Here is a 20,847-nt window from a genome sequence, read left to right as displayed (position 1 = left end):
TGAGTAAATTGGATCAGACTGACCTCTAGCAGATTTCCAGAACCTTCTTGATGACGCGGTCGGCGTCCGGGATCTGAATCTTTTCAAGCGGCATCGAGTAGATCTGCGGCGCATCGATGGAGTTGACGCGCTTGATCGGGGCGTCGAGGTGGTCGAACGCTTCTTCCTGGATGATGCTGATGATCTGCGAGCCAACGCTGGAGAACGGCTTGTTCTCTTCGACGTAGACAACGCGGTTGGTCTTCTTGACCGTTTCGAGGATCGCATCCACGTCAAGCGGGCGGATCGAACGGAGGTCGAGGACTTCGGCGTTGATGTCGTACTCTTCTTCGAGGCGCTTGGCGGCTTCAAGAGCGGTCATGGCACCACGGCCGTGAGCGATCAGCGAAATGTCGGTGCCTTCCTTGAGGATGTTGGCCTTGCCCATTGGGATCAGGTATTCCTCTTCGGGGACTTCCCACTTCTGACCGTAGAGCAGGGTGTTTTCCATGACGAAGACCGGGTCGTTGTCACGAATCGCAGTCTTCATCAGGCCCTTGGCATCAGCAGCGTTGGACGGGCAGACGACCTTGATGCCAGGATGGTTGGCGCAAAGGTTTTCCGGTGTGTGGGAGTGCGTTGCGCCGACATTGGTGCCGCCGTTGGCGGGACCGCGGACAACGATCGGCACATTCATCAAGCCACCGGACATGTAGCGGCAGAAGGAGCCGTTGTTCAGCAGCTGGTCAAATGCCACGTAGCAGAAGGACCAGAACATGAACTCCATGACGGGGCGCATGCCGAGCATGGAAGCACCGATGCCGAGGCCGATGAAGCCGGCTTCGCTAATGGGGGCGTCGACCATGCGCTTGTCCCCGAATTTTTCCCAGAGGCCTTCCGTGACCTTGTAAGCGCCATTGTATTGCGCGACTTCTTCACCCATCACGAACACATTCGGGTCGCGGGCGATTTCTTCGGCGAGCGCATCTTTGATGGCTTGGCGGTAAGTAATTAATGCCATTGCTAGTTCTGTCTAAAGGTTACTTGTCGAAGATACCGCCGTCTTCGAAGATGAAGCGGCCTTGGTTGAGTTCGTCGATTGCCGGGTCCTGGCCCTTGTTGTCCATGCTCCAGTAGGTGTCCTCAAGGATGGATTCGGCGGGCGGGAAGGGGGACTTGTCCGCGAATTCAGCAGCAGCGGTGGCCTCTGCGTTGGCGGCTTTGTCGATTTCCTTCGCCTGTTCTTCGGTCAGGACGCCTTCTTCCACGAGCTGCTTGCGCAGGAGGGTGATCGGGTCTTTGTTTTCCTTGTAGTCGGCGATTTCGTCCTTGGAACGATACTTCTCCGCATTGGCGTCGGCCACGGAGTGACCACGGTAGCGGTAGGTGAAGATTTCGAGAACGGTCGGGCGGGACTCTTCGTGGGCACGCTTGATGGCCTCGTAGGTCTTGGCGCGGACGTCGTAAAGGATGTTGCCGTTCACGGTGTCCCAATCCATGCCGTAGGCTTCGGCGCGCTGGGCGAGGCATTCCGGGTAGGCGGAGGAGCGGGCCTGGCTGGTGCCCATCGAGTACGCGTTGTTCTCGATGATGAAAATCACGGGCAGGTCCCAGAGCGAAGCCAAGTTGTAGGCTTCGTGAACTGCGCCCTGGTTGATCGCGCCGTCGCCCATGTAGGCGAGGCAGCAACCCTTCTTGCCCTGATACTTGAGGGCGTAGGCGAGGCCGGTGCCGAGCGGGATCTGGCCGCCGACGATGCCGTGGCCACCCCAGTAATTTTTGTCCGGCGCAAAGAAGTGCATCGAGCCGCCCTTACCCTTGGAGCAGCCGGTGTGCTTGCCATACATTTCGGCCATACACTCATTCATGCCCATGCCGACGGCGAGGGCGTGACCGTGGTCGCGGTAGGCGGTGATCACGTGGTCGTCTGCGCCGAGCAGGGAAATGGTGCCGACGGCGCAGGCTTCCTGGCCTTCGTAAAGATGGAGGAAGCCGCCGATCTTGCCTTCCTGATAGGAGCGGAGGCTTCGGCCTTCAAAGCGGCGGATGCGCACCATGTCGGTGAACAGGCGGATTTTTTCTTCCGCGCTCAGGCGTTGGTTGATCTCCAGCTTGGCCAGCTCGTGGACGTCGACGTCCTGCCAGCGTTCAGCCTTGGTGTATGTTTTCGACTTTTTTTTCGCAGTCACGGTATGGTGAGCGTTCGGATGAGTGATGTTAGTGAAAGTAGTATTTTCCGCGCCACAATAGAGTGTGCGTTGTGGACGAAAGCGGGGCAGTTTCGCAAACTATATAGATTGTTCAACCACAATTTCCAAATCTCGCTCGGGATGACAATCAGCCCTCAGGGCCACGAACCGCTCGCGGTGGGAGTCGTAGTAGGGCCAAACGAGCTGGTGGTCGGTGGCTGGGATTTTGATTTCGTTGATCTCGTCGCGGGTGAAAAACGCGAAACGGCCCTCGTCAATTTCGGCAGGCAGGGCGGGGAGCGTTGCTTTGCAATCGAAGAGAAACATGAGCCAGTGGCCGTTGCCCTCGAAGCCTTTCTCGGAGACATAGCCAAACAGATGTAGGTCTTCGGTGGTGATTTTTAAACGGACTTCCTCGTCGACTTCGCGCACCGCGCACTCGAAGGGAGACTCTCCCATCGCCATTTCCAGCTTGCCGCCAATCGGGCTCCAGCAGCCGAAATTAGGCGATTTACGGCGCTGAATCATGAGCAGGCGGCCATCGGGGCCACGCAAAAACACGAGGACGCTGATCTTGAAGGGGAGGGAAGGGCTTGAATCACTCACATTGCCTAACGGAATGCCTCCGGGCCGCTGCGGCAATGTTTTTGCATAAATATTCGTCACATCGAGGATTAAAATGACGAAATATTCCATCAACATGGGGATTGCCTACGTTTTCTTGTTGATTCGCTTCCGTGATTCTCTTTTACCATCGAGGATGCATCCCCGTATAGCTTCTCTCTTTATCTTAGCATTTTTAATCATAGGTGGCTCCGCGTCGCAGCTAAATGCCCAGGCGGACCGAGTGACTGTCAAAAACGTCAAATTCGGCTCTAAGGAGCGTCCTTGGGGCGATTACATGGTTGAAATCGACGTAGAGGCCATGGGGAATCCGAAGAATGACCCCAGTGTCATCAACCCCAAATACGTCGATAACATTGAAGTGAAACTGTTAGTCGGCTACCCGCATCCCAATCCTGCCGACGGTAAGGACTCGTTCATTTTTCATGAAGCGTCCGTGGTGATTGCGACCATGGAAGTGAAGAAGTCCCGCAAAATTGCGTTCTGGATTCCTTACGACATTGCCCAACGCGACAACCTTAGCAAGGAGCCCAAATACTGGGTGATCGATCTTGCGGTGAACGGCACTGATATTCCTGTGACTGAACAAAACATCGGCAATCGTGCTTCGCGGACACTGAACCCCCAAAGTCTTGCCTCGATGCGCAATATGGCAGGAAGCCCCACCAAGGGCATTATGTTGCCTGGCTATCTCTCGGGTAACGGATACCGCGAAAGTGGGCAAAATCGCCCACCTTTTGTGAGAATTGAAGAGAATTAGTTCTCTGCTAGTGATATAAGTTTCGCAAGCGAAGGCTTTTGTTCTCGCTTGCGTCTACATTAATCCTTTTTGAAATGGCCCCTTATCCTCGTTCATGAGCGCTGCTAAGAAACTAATAATTAACTGCGGAGCCGGTCACGTGACCGCTTCGGTTTTTAGCGAACGCAACAACGGCTTAGTGCTGGAAGGCTTCGCCCAACAAGATCTTGAATACGACCTCACTGACGAAAATGGCTGGCTGCCAGCTGTCTTGGATGCGGTGCGCAGCGTCAAGAGTCAGGTTAAGGGCGGAGACAAGGCTTCGCTGATTGTTCCCGGCTACCAGCTACTTACGAAGCTTATCAACGTGCCGCACGTTGATGAGTCCAAACGGGCTCAGATCATTGCTTTTGAGGCGCAGCAGAAAATTCCATTCCCGCTGAATGAAGTTGTCTGGGACCACCAGGTGATCGCCGATGACGGCGTGGAAACCGAAGTGGTTGTCATCGCCGTCAAGAGTGATGTGATTAACGGCTTTTGCACGGACATGCGCAAGACCGGCATCACTCCGCTTGACGTGGAAGCCGCATCGATCCTGGACTACAACGCTTACAAAGTGTCGTATCCGGGAGACGAAGAGGACACCCTGCTGATCAACATTGGTGCCCGCTCCTCGAATCTGCTCTTCATCAACGAGCAGGGCTTCTTTATCCGCAACATTACGCTGGGCGGCAACACGCTGACCCAGAATTTGGCGGACAGTCTCGGCAAGAGCTTCGTTGACGCCGAGCAGATCAAAATCGCGTTCTTCTCCGGTCAAACGAGCATTGATGCGGATGACCCCAGTGCACAGGTTTTGCAGACCAACGCTCAGAATTTCCAAAAGAAGCTTAGCCAGGAAATCACGCGTTCCATCGTCAACTACCGCCGTCAGCGCAGCGCCGCTGCGCCGAAGCGCATCCTTTTGACTGGCCGTGGTTCCTTGCTTCCTGGTCTGGCCGAGCAGCTTGAGCAATCCCAGCGCATGCCGGTGCAGTTCTTCGATCCGATCTCGGGCATCGAAGTAGGCAACGGCGTTGACGCAATCTACCTGGAAGAACATCAACACGTGCTCAGTGAGGTCGTCGGCGAGGCCGCGCGCATGACCGATCCTGAGGCAGTGAGCATCAACCTGCTTCCGCAGCAGTTGGCTGACAAAATGCGCTTTGCCAAGCAGAAGCCATTTATTTTGATCGGTGCCGCCTGCCTTGCGCTGGCCACGGTTCCACCGATTCTGGGCCAATTGCAGGCGAAGGACACTTATTCCGGGCAAGTTAAGGAGCTCAAGATGCCGGTGCAGTCGCTGCAAAGCACGCACGCCGAGATCCTCGAACTTGAGAGCAAAGCCAAGGCACTTAAGGCGAACATCGCCGACCTCGAAGGTTTGGTGAATTCCCGTTCCAACTGGATTGCTTTCTTCGGCGATTTGCAGGAGCGCCTGCAAGCCGTCCAGGACGTCTGGCTTGAAGATTTGAAACTCGACCGCGCTGCTTCTGGTAACCTCGATCTATCGGGTCGTCTACTCATTAAGAACTGGGACCCGGAAAATCCGACTCAGAGTTACGACCAGGCCTATCAGCGTGTGAATCAACTACTGGAAAGCTTCAAAGCTTCAGAATTTATCAGTGATGTGAAGGACCAATCTTTTGATGATAGCAACCCACGCATCCTGAAGTTCGATTTCTCTTTGGTCATCAACCCCGAACGTCCTCTTTAAGTCCACATGAATAAATTGAAACAGAACCCGGTATTCAGCGCGTTGGTCGTGTTGTTCATACTGCTGTTCATCGGCGGTATCGCCATGTTCTTCGTCTTGAAGGGCCAGGTGGACAAAGAAAAGAAAGCAGTTAAATCCGCTGCGAGTCAGCTGAATATGGCTCTCTCGCTCAGCCCGGCACCGACTCAGGCAAATCTGGAGGCCGCCGAAAAGAATGTAGACTTGCTGACCAAGGCGCTCGACGCACGTGTCAAATCGACGCTCGGGGCCAAGCCTAATTTACTCAAGGCGACTGCGCCGACCAGTGGCACTCAAATGCTGTTCCAACTCCGCGCCTACAGCAAGGAGTTCGCCCAGGTAGCTTCCCGCACCGTTCCGATCAACGTCAGCCAGGCTGAAATTGAAAAGCTCGAAGCTTCCGGTAAGCCTTTGCCCAGCACCACTATTCCGGCCGACTTCGCCTTTGGCTTCAGTCGCTATATCGACTCTGGTGAGCCGCCTGCGGATGACGATGTCGCTCAGGTAAATCAGCAGAAGGAAATTTTGACTTACATCCTCCGCAAGCTTTTCAATACGAGCCCGGTTGGCATCGTATCGGTTAGTCGCAGTCCAGCGGAAATCGAAGCTCTGATGGCTCCAAAGCCTACAAGCGGTCGGATCAGCGCGAATAGTGGCCCATCCATGAAAGCGGATGAATTCCGAATCGGCACTGAGTCGGCCAAGGTGGATGGTGCCGTGGAAACACTACCGTTTAAGATTGTCTTCACCGGAATTACCGAAAACCTGCGCTCCTTCCTGAAGCAGATCGAGGAGTTCGAAATTCCGTTGGTTGTCCGTTCGGTCGAAGTTGTGCCAGTAGGTGATAATGTGACGAAGACCGCTTCCACAGCAGCCAAGAACGATCCCATGTCCATCTTCGGCGCTTTTGGCGTGACCGAGGATAAGCCTGAGGACAAGCCAGCAGTGGATCGCGAGCCAATCGTGGAAGACAACGTTTCTGAATTCACCGTCGTGCTTGAATACATCACGGTGAAACTGACTGACAAATCTGCAACTTCCGCAGACGCCCTCAACGGAGAGGAGGAGCTATAAGATGAATGCCTTTTACGACAAAATCATCCTCGCTGTGGGCGTCCTCGCGCTTGCAGGTAGTGGAGCATTTTACGCCACGCAAAAAGCCTCGGCTAATAGTGATGCGAGCAAGCAGCCTTTTGGCGATGATTATTCCTCACTGGAAGTAGCTGATTTTTCTTCGTCCACAGCAGAGTGGGGCGACCCTATCCCACAAGACGAAGCCAAGCGTGAAAAGTATGACGTCTTTACGCCGCCCAAAATCTGGTGGGATGCCAAGGAAGGCAAATTTATCTTCGAAGCGCCCGGTAGCACGCCGCCTCCGCCGCCATTTGGCATTACGTTTCTTGGCGTTGAGCAGGAGCTATTCCGCATTCAGCTAGAAGCTTACTTTGAAGCGCTCTCGGGCGACTTCAAGGACGCGACCGTTTCTCTCTTTGACTACAATAGTAATGAAGCGTTTCGCGGCAAGGTGGGTGACAAGTTCCCCGAGCACAATGTGGAAATCATCGACTTTGAGGTCAACAGAGTCGTAGATGATCAGGGTCTGATTAGCCTCGTTCCTCGCGTGACCATCAAGGATGGCGAAAGCGGCGAGCTGATTGTTCTAACGACTGCAGAACGCCTTTATGTTCCGAATTCTTACAAACTAACCTTCCAAAATTACGACATCTATGGTGATGACATGATTCTCTGGGAGGAGGTCGGCCAAAGCAAAACGGTGGGCGATGTAACATTCAAATTACTTGACTTTGATTTTGACAACCAAACGGCAACCGTCGAAAAAACGTTTGCTGATGACAGTCCCACCAAAACTGAAACCCTAAACGTTGCTAATGCAGTTTCCTCTGAGCCCAGTGCTTCACTGGAAACTGAGTCCTCGGAAGAATCTGGACCGGCGGAAGAAAATTCCGGCCTTTTTGACAGTATTTTCCAAAATTAAGTGATACTCCTAATTGCAAATTTGAAGATCGACGCGCAATGACTTGCCGTTGCCTGCTAACTTAAGAACCATGAAACGACTCCGGAAACTCCATCGCTTCGCCTCAACCTTCGCCGCTGCAACGCTCGTCGCATCGGCGTGCCTCAGTACTTCTGAGGTTCATGCTCAGAGCAGCGAAACCCAAGAAAAAATCCGCCTAATGGCGACCGCACTTCGCGCCCGTGAGTCCGGTGAACTCATGACCGCGAAGGCCAATCTGGAAGAACTGCTTCGGAAGAATCCGGACGACCAGAATGTGCAGCGCTTGCTTGATGCAGTCAATAAGGACATTGAGCGTCAGGGCGCCGGTCAGCCGACTGTTTACGGTCAAGCTGCTGATGTATCTGACTACACCCCAAGTAATGTGGCAACCACAGATGCGACTACGGTAGTTTCCGTGAGCAACAGTGATGGCACTGAAACGACCACGGAGGTGATCCTTACCGGTGGCGACGACGTTGACTATTTGATGGCTGCTGCTGCAACCGAACAGCAGGCTGCAATTGCTCGTGGCGAACAGGCGATTGCCGATGCAGAAGTTCTTGTGGAAAATGGTCGTTCTGACGAAGCAGACGCAATTTTGGCGGCTGCTCAGGAATCTATCCCGGAATCTACCGCGACTGAGGTTATTATCCAGGATTTGCGCACCGCCCGCGGTGACATCATCCTCGCCGCAGGCGAAGAAGCGCTCAAAGAGCATAATGCAGTTGCTGCGGAAGCCGCTGCCCTTGCTTATCGTGATACGCTCGGTGAAGACGACCGCCTCGCTGATTACGAGAAGAAGGTGAAGGAACTGAAGATGGATCCGTGGCGTCAAGACCCGGAGAAGCTGAGTCCTGACTATGTCGAGCGCGTAAACGTAACCGATCAACTTCTGGTGACTGCCCGCGCGATGATGCTTTACGGTGACTATGCTGGTGCTCAAAGCAAGCTGCGTGAGGTGGAAGCCCGCGACCCCATCAATGCCGAAGCAAAGTCCCTGCAGATGGAAATCATGCAGCAACTGCGTAAATCCGCATGGCTCGATCATGGTAAGACCCGCGACCAGATGCTCGAAGAAGTCGCTCGTGGCTGGCAGCGTCCGCAGGTTTATGACATCGATGGAGGTGGAGAGCTTGAAAAGGTCACTGACCCTATTCAAGAGAAACTGAAGTCAATCTACATCCCACGTGTCAGCTTCTCCAGCGTTCCGCTCTCCCGCGTGATCGAAACCCTTTCCGAACTGTCGGTTGAGTATGATCCGGCCGTTGACGTTGCTGATAAGGACCGTGGCGTAAACATTGTTCTCTTCAACAATCAGGGCCGCGACCCGATGGTCAACATCACCCTGCGTAGCCTCTCCCTCGACCGCATTCTCGACTTCACCACGGAGTCTGTTGGTTTCACCTGGGACGTTAGCGACGAAACCGTGATTGTTTCCCCCGGTGACACCACTGGCGGCGGCTTGCTCGAAACTGAGTTCTTCCCGATTGGTCGCCAGACCATCATTCGCCTGACCGGTGGCGGTGGCGGCGGCGGTGGCTCCGCTTCAGCTGTGAGCGACCCGTTTGCAACACCTGTTGCTTCTAGCGGTCCTTCTGGCGGCGACGAAGAAGAATCCATCCGCGACTTCTTCCAGCGCGCTGGCATCAACTTCGAAGAACCAGGTGCCAGCCTCGTGTTTGACGGCACTCAGTTGATCGTCACTCAGTCCCCGAAGAACCTCGAGAAAATGCGCAACATCCTGCGCCGCTACGACCAAACCAAGCAGGTTGAAATCGAAGCGAAGTTCCTCGATGTCATCCAAGGTAACCTTGACGAACTCGGCTTCAACTGGGGCATCAGCAATCCGAATAATCCGACTGAGAAGTATGTCAGCACGAATAACCAAACTTTGGCGAGTGTCTTCAGCACTCAGACCGAGGAGTCCGATTTTACCATCAACGGAGTTGCCACGCCGGCAGGCGCACCTCAGATACCGAATATTATCGATCTTGGTGCCTTGGGTGGCGTTGCCGGTTCGTTCATGGGCATCGTTGAAGGTGTGGATGTGAGCGTTTCCGTAAATGCTCTTGCTCGCCAGGAAGGCAGTGACCTTCTTAGCGCTCCTAAGCTGACCGTTCTCTCTGGCCGCACCGCGCAGATCGTGGTTGCTCAAGAACTCCGCTATCCAGAAAACTATGGAGACATCGAAGCTGAAGTGTCGCAAGCGGGTGGTGATGACAGTGGCACTGGTGGTTCCGCTGCGGTAGCAATTACCGCAGGCACACCGCAAGACTTCTCAGTCCGCAATGTTGGTGTGGAAATGGAAGTCACGCCAACCGTTGAAGAAAATGACAATATTTCTCTCAAGCTTGAGCCTCGTGTTACTGAGTTCGAAGGCTTTGTGGAATATGGCGGTCCGTCCGTCGCTATTGCCAGCGGCACCACGGTTACGGTTCCTTCCGGTTTTTATCAGCCGATTTTCTCCACTCGCGAAGTTCGCACCGAAGTCACGATCTTCGATGGTGCCACAGTGGTTATCGGTGGTTTGACCCGCGAAGAGATCAAGACGATCGAAGACAAGGTGCCAGTTCTCGGCGACATTCCGTTCCTCGGACGTTTGTTCATGAACAAGGGTGAAACCGCTCAAAAGCGCAATCTCCTGATCTTCGTTACTGCCAACTTGATCTCCCCCGGGGGCTCGCCGGCTCGCCAGTCCATTGGCACGGTTGAAGCCAACTCGCTATTCCAGAGCCCGGTGGTGGTTACTCCCGGTGGTGGCGTAGGTCGCTCAATCAGCGAGTAAGCTAAACCGCTAAACTTTCAGGTCCCCGACTGCTCAGGCAGCCGGGGACTTTTTTTGTCTCGTTGAATTCGATGCTGGCCGAATTTCAGACAGGTGACTTACATGTGCCTATGCCTAAATTTCTTCTCGTTGACGGCTACAATCTTACGTTTCGCAGCTACTACGCGCTGCCGGATTTAACACGCTCTGACGGCCTGCCGACTGGCGCGCTGCATGGTTGGATTAAGGCGATGTGGAAACTCGAAGACCTTGAGCAACCAGACGTGATTGCGGTTTTTTTCGATGAAGGGGGCTCGGACCGGCACTTGGCAATATTGCCCGACTATAAGGCCAACCGCGACGAGACGCCGGAAGCGTTGGTGCAGCAGGTGCCGCTGATTCGCCAATTGACGGAAATGCTTGGCTATCCGGTGCGTTCACAGATGGGGATTGAGGCTGATGATCTTATCGGCTCCGCGGCGCGTATTTTGGCCGAGCAGGGGCATGAGGTTGTCATTGTAAGTGCAGATAAAGACTTGGCTCAATGCGTGGGCGGGACTGTCTCACAATTGCTACCAGCGCCAACTGCAAATCCGCGCATTGGCTGGCGCAAGCTAGACACTGTCGGGGTTATTGAGAAATTTGGTGTAGGGCCGGAGTTAGTGCCAGACTACCTGGCACTGATCGGTGATACATCGGATAACATTCCTGGCCTCAAGGGGTGTGGGCCCAAGACGGCCTCAAAGTGGCTCAATGAATTTGGCTCGCTGGAGAATACCATAGCGAATGCGGCTGACATCAAGCCGCCACGTTTCCGCGAGCAATTGCCGGCCAACGTCGAAAACCTGCGCCGCAACGTGAAGCTCGTGACGCTGGATACCAGTTTCGACTGTGGCGATCTGTCGCGTGCGCCAGTGGAAATGCGCAAGTTGGTGGATTTCCTCGAATCGATGGAAATGAAGCAGTCGGCCGATCAGGCCTACGAGCGCTACGGCTTGGGTCTTGGCTAAACTTGACTTGGGAGGTCGCAGGGTTACTGCGGGTCGTAAATGTAGCCAACGCCGTGCACCGTGCGGAAGATGTCCGTATTGCACTCGTGGGCGGTAAGTAGGTTGCGGATCTTTACGACGTATTGGTCCAGCGAACGGCTACGTACGTCGGCATGCACGCCCCAGACGGCGTGGATCAGGCTGCGGCGGGTCAGCACGGTGTTTGGGTAGGAGACCAGGTAGGAAATGATACCGAGCTCTTTGCGGCCGATTTTCTCGCTGCCGCCATCCGGGAATTCGATTTCCATGCGGGTGGGGTTCACGCTCGAGCCGCAGAAATCGAACGGCTTTTCCGTGATTTCAACGTTGTTGGTGATGTGCTGATCCTTGGCCGTCTCGGTGCGGCGCAGCACGGCCTTGATGCGGGCGGTTAGCTCGGGCAGGCTGAAAGGCTTGGTCAGGTAGTCATCGGCACCGAGGTCGAGGCCCTTGACTTTGCTGACTTCTGAATTATGCGCGGTGACGAAGATGATCGGCACCTGGATATTGTTCTGGCGCAGCTCTTCAATCAGCTGGAAGCCAGTGGTGTCGGGAAGGTTGACGTCGAGCAGCATGAGGTTGGCATGGTTGCTCTTGAGAAAGCGAATGGCGTTCTCACCCCGGTGAAACATCTGGGGCAGCATGTCTTCGGTCTCGAGGTGGTCGGCAACCATCTCGGCGATTTCTTTCTCGTCTTCACAGATCAAGATCAGAGGCTTGGCTTCTTTAGGCATGATTCGTTTATAGATGTGCTTGGGCGTCCTGGAGGACTTCAGCGGCGTGTTCCTCCGGTTTTACTTTGGGATAGGTCTTGAGCACGACGCCTTCCGGGCTGACCAAAAATGACATTCGATGGATGCCGTCGTATTCCTTACCCATGAATTTCTTCAGGCCCCAAACGCCGTAGGCTTTGACGATGACCTGGTCGGTATCGGCGGCGAGGGGAAAGGGCAGTTGGAACTTTTGGCGAAATTTTTCGTGGGACTTTTCGTCGTCGCAGCTAACGCCGATCACCGTGATGCCGGCCTCGGTGTAGTCTGCGAAGACATCACGGAAGGCGCAGGCTTCCTTGGTGCAACCGGGGGTGTTGTCGCGCGGGTAGAAATAGACGAGGTAGGGCCCAGTGAGCTGGTCAGTGTGGCCAGCAGAGCCGTCCGCATATCGAAATGCAAAGGCCGGGGCTTGGGCGTCGGGCTCTAATGGAACGGGTTTGTTCATCAAAAAACTATTCTAATATTGGTCGTTAAAGCGGAGACTATTGGGCCGAAACGCGAAGGCAAAGCAAAATTAGCTTGTCTGAGGGGCATAGCGCGGTTTGTCATGCGGGGGTTGTGACATCAGAAAAACCGCTCATTATGCTTGGTTTGCCGAAAGGCAGCCTGGAAGAATCCACCCTCACGCTGTTCGGCAAGGCTGGCTACAAGATAGCGAAAAGCTCGCGCTCCTATCGCCCGTCCTTTGACGACCCGCAGCTGGACGGACGCTTTATCCGCGCCCAGGAAATGAGTCGCTACGTCGAACATGGGTTCTTCGACTGCGGCCTGACCGGCTATGACTGGGTGGTGGAAAACGGTTCCGACGTCGTTGAAGTCTGTGACCTTATCTACAGCCGCGCTTCCAACGTGAAGAGCCGCTGGGTGCTCGTGGTGCCAGAAGATTCCCCCGTGAAGACGGTTAAGGACCTGGAAGGCAAGCGTATCGCCACTGAGGTGATCAACCTCGTGAAGCGTTACTTGGACGATAATGGTGTGGCTGCCGACGTCGAGTTCTCCTGGGGCGCCACCGAAGTCAAGGTCCCTGAAATGGTCGACGCGATCGTGGACCTGACCGAGACCGGCAATTCCCTCCGCGCGAACAAGCTGCGCATCGTGGACACGCTCCTCGAAACCAACACTAAGCTTATCGCGAACAAGGAAGCCTGGGCGAACCCCGAAAAGCGCGCCAAGATCGAGAGCATGGCGCTGCTGTTGACCTCCGCATTGGAAGCCAACAAGAAGGTCGGCCTCAAGCTGAACATCGAAAAGAGCAAGGTTTCGGAAATCTTGGGCGAGTTGCCTGCGCTACGCAACCCGACTATTTCGCAGCTGACCGATGAGAACTACGTGGCTCTGGAAGTCGTGCTCGACGAAAAGGTCGTACGCGAAATCATCCCTGGCCTCAAGGCACACGGCGCAGAGGGCATCATTGAATACCCGCTGAACAAGGTTGTCCCGGACTAGTTCTAATCGTATTTCATTTCAGAATCTGAAATTACCAGCCATAGAGTTACGTTTGGCAGCATGAAATGGTGTATTGCACGTTTGTGCGGCCAGCTTATCGAGTTAGTCGAATCACCTTTTATCAGGGCCGCTTGTGTGACTGAAAAACAGTGACCGGATCAGAGTTGTTTGCGTAGGGCGAGGGGAGTTAGGTTGGTTTCACGCTTGATGAAGCGATTGAAAACGGCCTGGGAATTAAACCCGCAGAGCTCGGCAATCTGGCCAACGGAGTTATTGGAATCACGTAGCAAATTGATCGCGCGATTCAGCTGAAAATTTGCGCGGTAGTCTCGTATATTAATACCCATTTCAGTTTGAAAACGCGATCGAAGCTGGCGTTCGCTTAAGCCCACCTTGCGGGCAATTTCATCGATGGTCCATCCGGCGCTGACTGACTCGACAATGTAACCTTCGACTTTGGCAATCCAAGTGGCAGGTGGGTGCTTGGTAGTGTTGCCATAGTGGGTGTTCGCCAGTCGGTAGAGCAAGGTGTCGAGCAGTGGCAGTGCCTCGCGTTGAGCGGTGACTTCACGTCTGCGTGTGCAGTCCACAATATTGCGCCAGATCTCTAGGTCGGTTTCGTTTGGCTGGAGCATACTGTGGCAGAGGTGATCGAGCTGCTCTGCGCCTTGTTCCAGGTCAAAGGTGAAAAACAGCCAGCGTAGCTCCTCGTTTTGCAGGTTCAGGTAGTGGTGAAATTGGAATGGACGGACGAGGTAGCCTTGCCCCGGCTTCAGCGGGTGCTCGGCACCATCAACGATAACCGATCCTGTAGTTTTGAGTACGAGGATGAGCACATTGCGGTGGTGAGAACGGTTATAAAAATTCTTTTGCTGGAGAGTTTCCCGGTTGGTGCGTAAAAACGTAATGAGGTTATTCACACGTGGACGCTCTGGTGCCTCTACACCCCGGTAGTAGCTGGCGGGCTCGTGCAAGGTTTCAGGAAATCCACTTTCGAGAATTTTGCTCATGGCTTAGTTCCGAAAATGTCAAAAAAAATGCCGAAAAAGGCAAATGTAAACGAATTGGCTTATGCTATACTCTAGAACATGAGTCACGCGTCTATTTCAGATTATACCCAAGCCGAGCGCATCAGCACGACGATTTACGCTGATGCTGATGAGGCCTGCGCCCACGTTGCCAAAGCCATCGGATGCCTCATTCGCGAGCGGAATGCTGCTGGCAAACCGACCGTTCTCGGCCTTGCGACTGGCTCGACGCCGGTCCGGCTATACCGTGAGTTGATCCGCATGCACCGCGAGGATCGCTTATCCTTTTTGAATGTCATCACTTTTAACTTGGATGAATATTACGGCCTGCCAGGTGACCATCCCGAGAGCTATCGCCGTTTCATGCAAGACCAGCTTTTTGATCATGTCGACCTGAAGCCGGAGAATACCCATGTGCCGGATGGCCTTGTTGCCCGCGAGGAGGTTTACGCCTCCTGCCAAGCCTACGAAGAGGCGATTCGCGAGGCCGGTGGCATCGATATTCAAATCCTCGGCATCGGTCGCACTGGGCACATCGGCTTCAACGAACCGGGTTCCGACGCCACCACGCGCACTCGTCTGGTCACACTTGACAGCCTGACGCGCCGCGACGCCGCGCGCGACTTTCTGGGTGAGGAAAATGTGCCGCGCCACGCGATCACTATGGGCGTGGGCACGATCCTTGATGCACGCAAAGTTTACCTGTTAGCCTGGGGCGAAGCCAAGGCGCCGGTCATCATGCAGTCGGTTGAAGGCGTGCAGACTGACTCCATTCCCGCGAGCTTCCTCCAACAGCACAGCGACTGCGAATTCTGCCTGGATGCCGCTGCGGCTAGCCACTTAACACGCGCGCGTTATCCCTGGCTCGTAGGGCCGGTGGAGTGGTCGCCGGAGATGGTGCGCAAATCAGTCGTTTGGTTGGCGCGCAAGGTCGAGAAGCCGTTGCTGAAACTCACCGACGAGGACTATGCGGAAAACGGTATGGCCGATCTGCTTACCGAGAAGGGCTCGGCATACAACCTGAACATTGAGTTGTTCAACATTACGCAGCACACCATTACCGGTTGGCCGGGTGGCAAGCCTCATGCGGATGACAGCAGCCGCCCTGAGCGGGCTAACCCCTTTCCGAAGCGTTCGCTGGTCCTCAGCCCGGAGCCGATGGACGATGTATTCTGCCTTGGTGGCACGCTACACCGTTTGGCCAACCAAGGCCACGAGGTCACGGTTGCTTACGCTACTTCGGGCAACCTTGCGGTGCCGGACCCCGATGCGCGTCGCGCGATTGAGCTGATCATGGAGATTGGCCAAGAGCGTTCGAATCAGGATGATGTTGGCTTCGCGCGTGAAGTCGAAACTCAGCTTGATGCTAAAGGCCAATTTGGTGAAGACACCAAGGACATTCGCCACTTAAAGGGGCTTATCCGCCGCGGAGAGACGCGCTCATCGGCGCGCTTGATGGGGATCGAATCTAGCCAATTGCGCTTCCTCGATCTGCCGTTTTACGAGGAGGGGCGCTACCGCCGCTTTAAGCGGACGGAGGCCGATATTGCCGTCATGGTGAAGCTCTTGGAGGAGCTGAAGCCACATCAGATATTTGCTACCGGTTTGGGGCACGACCCGCTTTCGGTGCCAGCGATTTGCTTCGAAGTTCTGCGCGAATCCTTGCAGCAATGTGTGTGGGGCGATTGGTTGAAACAATGCCGCATTTGGCTCTACCGAGGCCCAGGCGCAGAGTGGGATACTCACGAAATTGATATGGCGGTGCCGCTGTCTCCTGACGAGTTTGATTATAAAATTCGCGGCATCTACCAGCACCAAACCCAACGAAGCCAGTCGCCGAGCACTTTGCGTAAAAGCGCTAGCGACTCATGGAATTTGGCCAGCCAGCTCAACCGCACGACAGCAGAAATCTACGATGCACTGGGTTTGCCGGAATACGAGGCCATTGAAGGCTTCAAACAATGGAACCTCAAGGAGGACGCTTAATGATGGCCTATGGAAGCTACCTACACCGACCGGTTTTAAACCCGACATTTTTGCCTGCAAAGGTTTGGCACGATCACTACCAACAGCAAGTTGCCGAGAACCTGAATAAGCGGGAGGTCGCGGTGTGTATCCGCCGTCCCGATGGTGCGCATTGGACGTATCGTTTATCGATGCTGCCAGCGGAAGCAAGCTACCAGTCTTTCAACTACCGTTGCCTTGAGCGCATCGTAAAATTTCTCCTATGGGCATGGGGCGGCAATGAAGTTTTCATCCAAGGCGCGCCGGAAGTGGTGGCTCAGTTAAAAGCTGATTACTCGCCGGAGGGCACCAGAGCTTTTGACTACAGATTCATGGGGCAGACCTGCTTTCTGGCGGATTTCCGAGTCGAAGCGGTGAACGAGTTGGCTGACGATGCCGGTAAGGTGTCGCTGGAGCAATCTGCCACGCGCGATTTGGAGGGTTGCCGCATCGGCTTCGACTTGGGCGGTAGTGATCGCAAATGCGCGGCGTTGATAGATGGCGAAGTTGTTTTCACTGAAGAGGTGAAGTGGGACCCGTATTTTCAAAGTGATCCCAGCTACCACATTGCGGGTATTCAGGATAGTTTGGAGCGTGCGGCCAAGCACTTGCCCCGCGTTGATGCAATCGGTGGCAGCGCCGCCGGCGTGTATGTAAACAGCGAACCGCGCGTGGCCTCGCTCTTTCGGGGGGTCTCACCAGAGGATTTTCAATTACGTATTCGGCCGGTATTTACTGAGCTGCAAAAACGTTGGGGCGATGTCCCGTTTGTCGTACATAATGATGGTGACGTAACCGCGCTCGCAGGTGCGATGTCACTCGGCGCCAATGGTGTGCTTGGCGTGTCGATGGGGACAAGCCAGGCAGTGGGTTACATCAATGATTCCGGTGATATTACGGGTTGGCTCAATGAGCTCGCCTTTGCGCCGGTGGACTATGCTTTCAATGCTGCGGTGGATGAGTGGAGCGGTGATTTGGGCTGTGGTGTGCAATATTTCTCGCAGCAAGCCGTCGCGCGGTTGATTCGACCGGCGGGCTTGGACATTGCAGGCGATACTTCGCTGCCAGAGAGGCTTGAATGCGTGCAGAATCGGATGAAATTGGGCGACGAACGCGCCGCCGATATTTACCGTACGCTCGGTATTTATTTCGGTTATTCAATCGCGCACTATTGCGATTTCTACGACTTTAAACACCTGTTGTTCTTGGGCCGTGTTAGTTCGGGGCAGGGCGGGCAGATCCTACAGGCGCAAGCGGAGCGTGTGCTGGCGGATGTTTATCCAGAGTTGGCAGATCGGTTGACTCTAAGCATGCCCGATGAGAAAATGAAACGTCATGGCCAGGCAGTTGCCGCCGCCAGTCTGCCAACTTTAAAAACAACTGTCTAATGAACTTTACTCACGCGAAATCCGACCTCTTCGTCCCCGATGCTCAAGGCTGCTCAGAGGCCATGACGCGGACCACGCACCTCGGTGTGGGCGCCCATCAGGACGATCTCGAATTCATGGCCTTGCACGGTATACTGCAATGTTTTCAGCGCACTGATCGCTGGTTTGGCGGGGTGACTTGCACTGACGGCGCTGGTAGCGCGCGCACCGGTCCTTATGCCTCTTTCTCCGATGAGCAGATGAAGTCTGTTCGCGTGAAGGAGCAGCGGACCGCTTCTGTGATCGGGCAGTATTCCTTTATGGCGCAGCTCGCGCATCCAAGTTCAGTCGCGAAGAATGCCGACCAGCGCATTGCAATGGTCGATGATCTGGAGGCTATTCTCAAAGCGACACAGCCGGAGGTGGTATACACACACAATCCACTCGATAAACACGCTACGCACATCGGTGTCTTTCAGGCACTGTTGTCGGCAATTAAACGCCTGCCCGAATCGATGCGACCGAAGCAACTGATCGGCTGTGAGGTTTGGCGAGGATTCGACTGGCTACCCGATCAGTTTAAGCTCCTGCTTTCGCTTGATGCGCATCCGAATCTCGCCGCTTCGCTCAACGGTGTTTTCGATTCGCAGATCGTTGGCGGCAAGCGTTACGACCTCGCGGTAGAGGGGCGTCGTCTGGCTAATGCGACTTTCTTCGACTCGCATGCAACCGACGATGCGCAGCGCGTCACCTACGCTTTGGACATGACCGAGCTCATGTTCACTCAGTTGACAGTGCATGACTTCTGCACGCACATTTTGGATGTTTTTAATCAGGAGATCATGGATGGGATTGGTAGCGTATTTCCGCGCTGTTGAAGACCCAAGTTAGTTAGTGGAAAACCGGCCCATTCCCTGGTTTGGCCACATGAAAAGGTCTTGCTGGAGTGCAGGGCCTTTTCTTGATCACCATCTAGAGCGGTGTCGAAACTCAATTGACCTTTGCCGGAGAACCAATTCGACGAAACTAAGGAGAAGCAATGATTTTAGCGTATGCAATGTGCGGAGTTACCCCTGGCCTCCGTTAGCAATCTGTTGGGCGCTGCGATATTGTTCGCGAAATTGGCCGGAGAGCTGGGTCAACAGTTCCAGGCGGCCCAGGGCACCTTCGCCTAGTTTTTCATCGATCGTGGTTTTGGCCTGCTCGTAGTCGATGGCGGAAAGATCGCTCAGCACGGCAAATGCGGCGTCGGCGTCGGCGGTGCGGCCTTCTTCGCGGGCCCGAAGGATCGAACCCCACGCGGCGCGCAATTCCTCACCCGGGTCGATGAATGCGGCGCGGACCACGAAACGCAGCTCGCTGAACAAGCGGCCAGTCCAAGCCGGCTGGTAGACAAAGCCCTCGGTCTCATCGTAAGGGAGGACCGTGGCGTCGGAGCGGTATTCCGCAAACTGCGGCTCGTAAAGATCGCGGCGAATCGGCGAGCGGCGCAGCGCGTATTCGATCGGGCCGCCGGGCGTGCCGACCTTGAAGTCCCAGAGCTTCTGCCCCTCCTGCGAAAGCGTGTATTCGATGAAGGCCTCGGCGATTTCTTTGTGCGGTGCGCCGCGGAGCAGGCCAATCGGGTCCGCTGAGATCGATGAACCACCCGGAGGCATGATGAAGCCGAAGCGTTCGCCTCCGCCACGGTCGACCAGGTTTTGCTCCTGAAAGCGTCCGTAGAAATCGATGGCCATACCGATAGCGCAGTCGCCAGCGGACACGTCGAGCACGGGCTTGGTCGCGGAGTCGGTGAAGTAGCGGGCGTTGCCCGAGATGAGCTGGATCAGCTGCATGCCGTTCATCCAGCCTTCGGGCACGGCCTGCTCCTCGGGCACGCCGGCGGCGACGAGCTCTTGCATTTGCTGCTGCACGAGCATTTCGAAAGCCTTGGTTATAGAGCCGCTCTTGGTCGGATCGGCCACGGCGACGCTGCCATAGAACTTCGGGTCGGCCAAGTCGCGCCAATGAGACGGCTCGCCCTCGAAACCCGCGCTGCGCAGCTCATCGCGGTTGAAAATGATGCCGAAGCTCGACAGCACGGCGCCGACGTAACGGTGTTCTTTATCCCAGAATACTTCGCCGGAAAAGGTCTGCGGAATCATCTCTTCCGTGAACCAAGCCGGGTGCTTTCCAAAGACGTTGTTCGCAACGAGCATCCCCTGCTGCGCCTTCACGTTGAAGTCATACCAGCCGCCGCCGTGAAACAGGTCGATGCCCACGCCCACGTTGCTGGCCAGAAAAGCGCGGCGCGCGGCCTGCGCTTCGTCGTCTCCGGCGGGGTCGTCGGGCAAAGCGACCTTGCGGTTGTCGAACGCGTCGGCGACGGTGGCGCTCCACTCGCGGCCGAGATCACGCGTCCAATAAAGCCGGAACTGATTGGTGTATTCGGCATTTAGGTATTTGACGATCTCGCTGGTGCCGCCGGGGCTGCGCCAGTCGATGGTGACGACCTTGCCAGTCTCCGCCTCATACCATTTGCGGAAAGCCGTCTCGAACTCGTAGCGGATCGCCTCGTTGTGCGGCGAAATGATGATCAGCGTCGCGTCGGGATTCTTGACGATGTCCTGCTTCTTGCGCAACGCAATCGGCACGCCGACAACCAGCGCGATGAGCAGGACGATGATGGAATTACGCAGCATAAGAATTACTCTGGCTCAGGAGAATTCAGTAAGGAGCTGAGTAGCAGTGCTCTTATTTCCTCCTTGGACGATGCACCATTTAATTTAATGATGCCCACGAGCTCACAATCAGAATCAAAAATAGCCAAATTTCCGTATTCAATAAAGTGTTCTTTTACGAACGGTGATTGGGGTTCCTTTCCTTCAGAAATACTGTCCGGATCGAAGGGCACTGGCTTAATAACTGAAACCTTAGTTATGTTATCGTTCATTCCTACCTCAATAAGACTCCACATTGGATATGCGAATGCGACTATTGAACCTTCGCGACTGAAAACCGTACAGCGTTCGGTCAATTCTTCAAAATCGTATCGAACAAAATTGTGACTCGGCTCGCTGCATCCACTGAACATCGAAAATATCAAAACTAAGATGATGGACTTCTTGAGCATGAG

The 20,847-nt window shown here is 54.9% G+C and carries 18 protein-coding genes; 10 read left to right on the top strand and 8 right to left on the bottom strand.

All coding sequences use genetic code 11. The annotated features are described in order from the left end of the window. Positions 1 to 25 precede the first annotated feature (25 nt). The 3 genes from RBB62_RS15035 to RBB62_RS15025 all read right to left on the bottom strand — a co-directional run bounded on the left by RBB62_RS15035 (position 26) and on the right by RBB62_RS15025 (position 2,864). A complete protein-coding gene (locus RBB62_RS15035) occupies positions 26 to 1,000 on the bottom strand; it encodes an alpha-ketoacid dehydrogenase subunit beta (RefSeq protein WP_309399820.1) in 975 nt (324 codons plus the stop codon). A 19-nt stretch (positions 1,001 to 1,019) separates the two neighbouring features. Then, entirely contained in the window at positions 1,020 to 2,168 is a 1,149-nt protein-coding gene (pdhA, locus tag RBB62_RS15030) for a pyruvate dehydrogenase (acetyl-transferring) E1 component subunit alpha (protein ID WP_309399819.1), read from the bottom strand. 99 nt (positions 2,169 to 2,267) lie between these two features. Then, positions 2,268 to 2,864, bottom strand: a complete 597-nt coding sequence (locus RBB62_RS15025) for an NUDIX hydrolase (protein WP_309399818.1) — start codon at positions 2,862 to 2,864, stop codon at positions 2,268 to 2,270. Between RBB62_RS15025 and RBB62_RS15020 the strand changes: the two genes are divergently transcribed. From RBB62_RS15020 to RBB62_RS14995, 6 genes are all read left to right on the top strand, one after another. After that, positions 2,848 to 3,552: a hypothetical protein gene (locus tag RBB62_RS15020; protein ID WP_309399817.1), complete on the top strand. Its 705-nt coding sequence runs from the start codon at positions 2,848 to 2,850 to the stop codon at positions 3,550 to 3,552. The genes RBB62_RS15025 and RBB62_RS15020 overlap by 17 nt on opposite strands. Positions 3,553 to 3,646: 94 nt before the next feature. Further along, positions 3,647 to 5,287: a pilus assembly protein PilM gene (pilM, locus tag RBB62_RS15015; protein WP_309399816.1), complete on the top strand. Its 1,641-nt coding sequence runs from the start codon at positions 3,647 to 3,649 to the stop codon at positions 5,285 to 5,287. Between the two features lie 6 nt (positions 5,288 to 5,293). Beyond that, positions 5,294 to 6,379, top strand: coding sequence for an Amuc_1100 family pilus-like protein (locus tag RBB62_RS15010; RefSeq protein ID WP_309399815.1), 1,086 nt, complete (start codon positions 5,294 to 5,296; stop codon positions 6,377 to 6,379). A gap of 1 nt (position 6,380) precedes the next feature. Continuing rightward, complete coding sequence (locus RBB62_RS15005; protein WP_309399814.1) at positions 6,381 to 7,301, top strand: hypothetical protein; 921 nt, start codon at positions 6,381 to 6,383, stop codon at positions 7,299 to 7,301. A gap of 199 nt (positions 7,302 to 7,500) precedes the next feature. Then, entirely contained in the window at positions 7,501 to 10,107 is a 2,607-nt protein-coding gene (locus RBB62_RS15000; RefSeq protein ID WP_309399813.1) for a type II secretion system protein GspD, read from the top strand. Positions 10,108 to 10,217: 110 nt separating this feature from the next. Continuing rightward, positions 10,218 to 11,096 (top strand): 5'-3' exonuclease, encoded by an 879-nt coding sequence (locus tag RBB62_RS14995; protein WP_309399811.1) that lies wholly within the window; start codon positions 10,218 to 10,220, stop codon positions 11,094 to 11,096. 23 nt (positions 11,097 to 11,119) lie between these two features. Here RBB62_RS14995 and RBB62_RS14990 read toward each other — a convergent pair whose 3' ends face one another. Both RBB62_RS14990 and bcp read right to left on the bottom strand, forming a co-directional pair. Continuing rightward, positions 11,120 to 11,848 carry a response regulator transcription factor gene (locus tag RBB62_RS14990; protein ID WP_309399810.1) on the bottom strand — a complete coding sequence of 243 codons (729 nt, stop codon included), beginning with the start codon at positions 11,846 to 11,848 and terminating at the stop codon, positions 11,120 to 11,122. A gap of 7 nt (positions 11,849 to 11,855) precedes the next feature. Further along, positions 11,856 to 12,332: a thioredoxin-dependent thiol peroxidase gene (bcp, locus tag RBB62_RS14985; protein ID WP_309399809.1), complete on the bottom strand. Its 477-nt coding sequence runs from the start codon at positions 12,330 to 12,332 to the stop codon at positions 11,856 to 11,858. A gap of 137 nt (positions 12,333 to 12,469) precedes the next feature. Here bcp and hisG point away from each other — a divergent pair, with 137 nt between their 5' ends. Continuing rightward, the gene (hisG, locus tag RBB62_RS14980) at positions 12,470 to 13,333 is read left to right on the top strand and encodes an ATP phosphoribosyltransferase (RefSeq protein WP_309399807.1); all 864 of its coding nucleotides are present in this window, start codon (positions 12,470 to 12,472) and stop codon (positions 13,331 to 13,333) included. A gap of 158 nt (positions 13,334 to 13,491) precedes the next feature. Here the strand turns inward: hisG and RBB62_RS14975 are convergent, their stop codons facing one another. Continuing rightward, positions 13,492 to 14,343 (bottom strand): helix-turn-helix domain-containing protein, encoded by an 852-nt coding sequence (locus RBB62_RS14975; RefSeq protein WP_309399806.1) that lies wholly within the window; start codon positions 14,341 to 14,343, stop codon positions 13,492 to 13,494. 78 nt (positions 14,344 to 14,421) lie between these two features. Between RBB62_RS14975 and nagB the strand changes: the two genes are divergently transcribed. Genes nagB through RBB62_RS14960 form a run of 3 tightly spaced genes read left to right on the top strand, consistent with a single transcriptional unit; the run spans position 14,422 to position 18,610 of the window. Then, on the top strand, positions 14,422 to 16,347 hold the full coding sequence (gene nagB, locus RBB62_RS14970; RefSeq protein WP_309399804.1) for a glucosamine-6-phosphate deaminase: 1,926 nt from the start codon (positions 14,422 to 14,424) through the stop codon (positions 16,345 to 16,347). A 50-nt stretch (positions 16,348 to 16,397) separates the two neighbouring features. Beyond that, positions 16,398 to 17,753, top strand: coding sequence for a hypothetical protein (locus tag RBB62_RS14965; RefSeq protein WP_309399802.1), 1,356 nt, complete (start codon positions 16,398 to 16,400; stop codon positions 17,751 to 17,753). Next, positions 17,753 to 18,610: a PIG-L deacetylase family protein gene (locus tag RBB62_RS14960; RefSeq protein WP_309399800.1), complete on the top strand. Its 858-nt coding sequence runs from the start codon at positions 17,753 to 17,755 to the stop codon at positions 18,608 to 18,610. Before RBB62_RS14965 ends, RBB62_RS14960 begins: the two co-directional genes overlap by 1 nt. Positions 18,611 to 18,799: 189 nt before the next feature. Here RBB62_RS14960 and RBB62_RS14955 read toward each other — a convergent pair whose 3' ends face one another. Further along, entirely contained in the window at positions 18,800 to 20,413 is a 1,614-nt protein-coding gene (locus RBB62_RS14955) for an ABC transporter substrate-binding protein (RefSeq protein ID WP_309399798.1), read from the bottom strand. A 5-nt stretch (positions 20,414 to 20,418) separates the two neighbouring features. Further along, positions 20,419 to 20,844, bottom strand: a complete 426-nt coding sequence (locus RBB62_RS14950; RefSeq protein ID WP_309399797.1) for a hypothetical protein — start codon at positions 20,842 to 20,844, stop codon at positions 20,419 to 20,421. Positions 20,845 to 20,847: the final 3 nt, after the last annotated feature.

This window comes from Cerasicoccus maritimus (assembly GCA_031296935.1).
GTDB lineage: Bacteria > Verrucomicrobiota > Verrucomicrobiia > Opitutales > Cerasicoccaceae > Cerasicoccus > Cerasicoccus maritimus.
The sequence above is the reverse complement of the archived record's forward strand: the minus strand, read 5'-3'. Positions and strand labels throughout refer to the sequence as shown.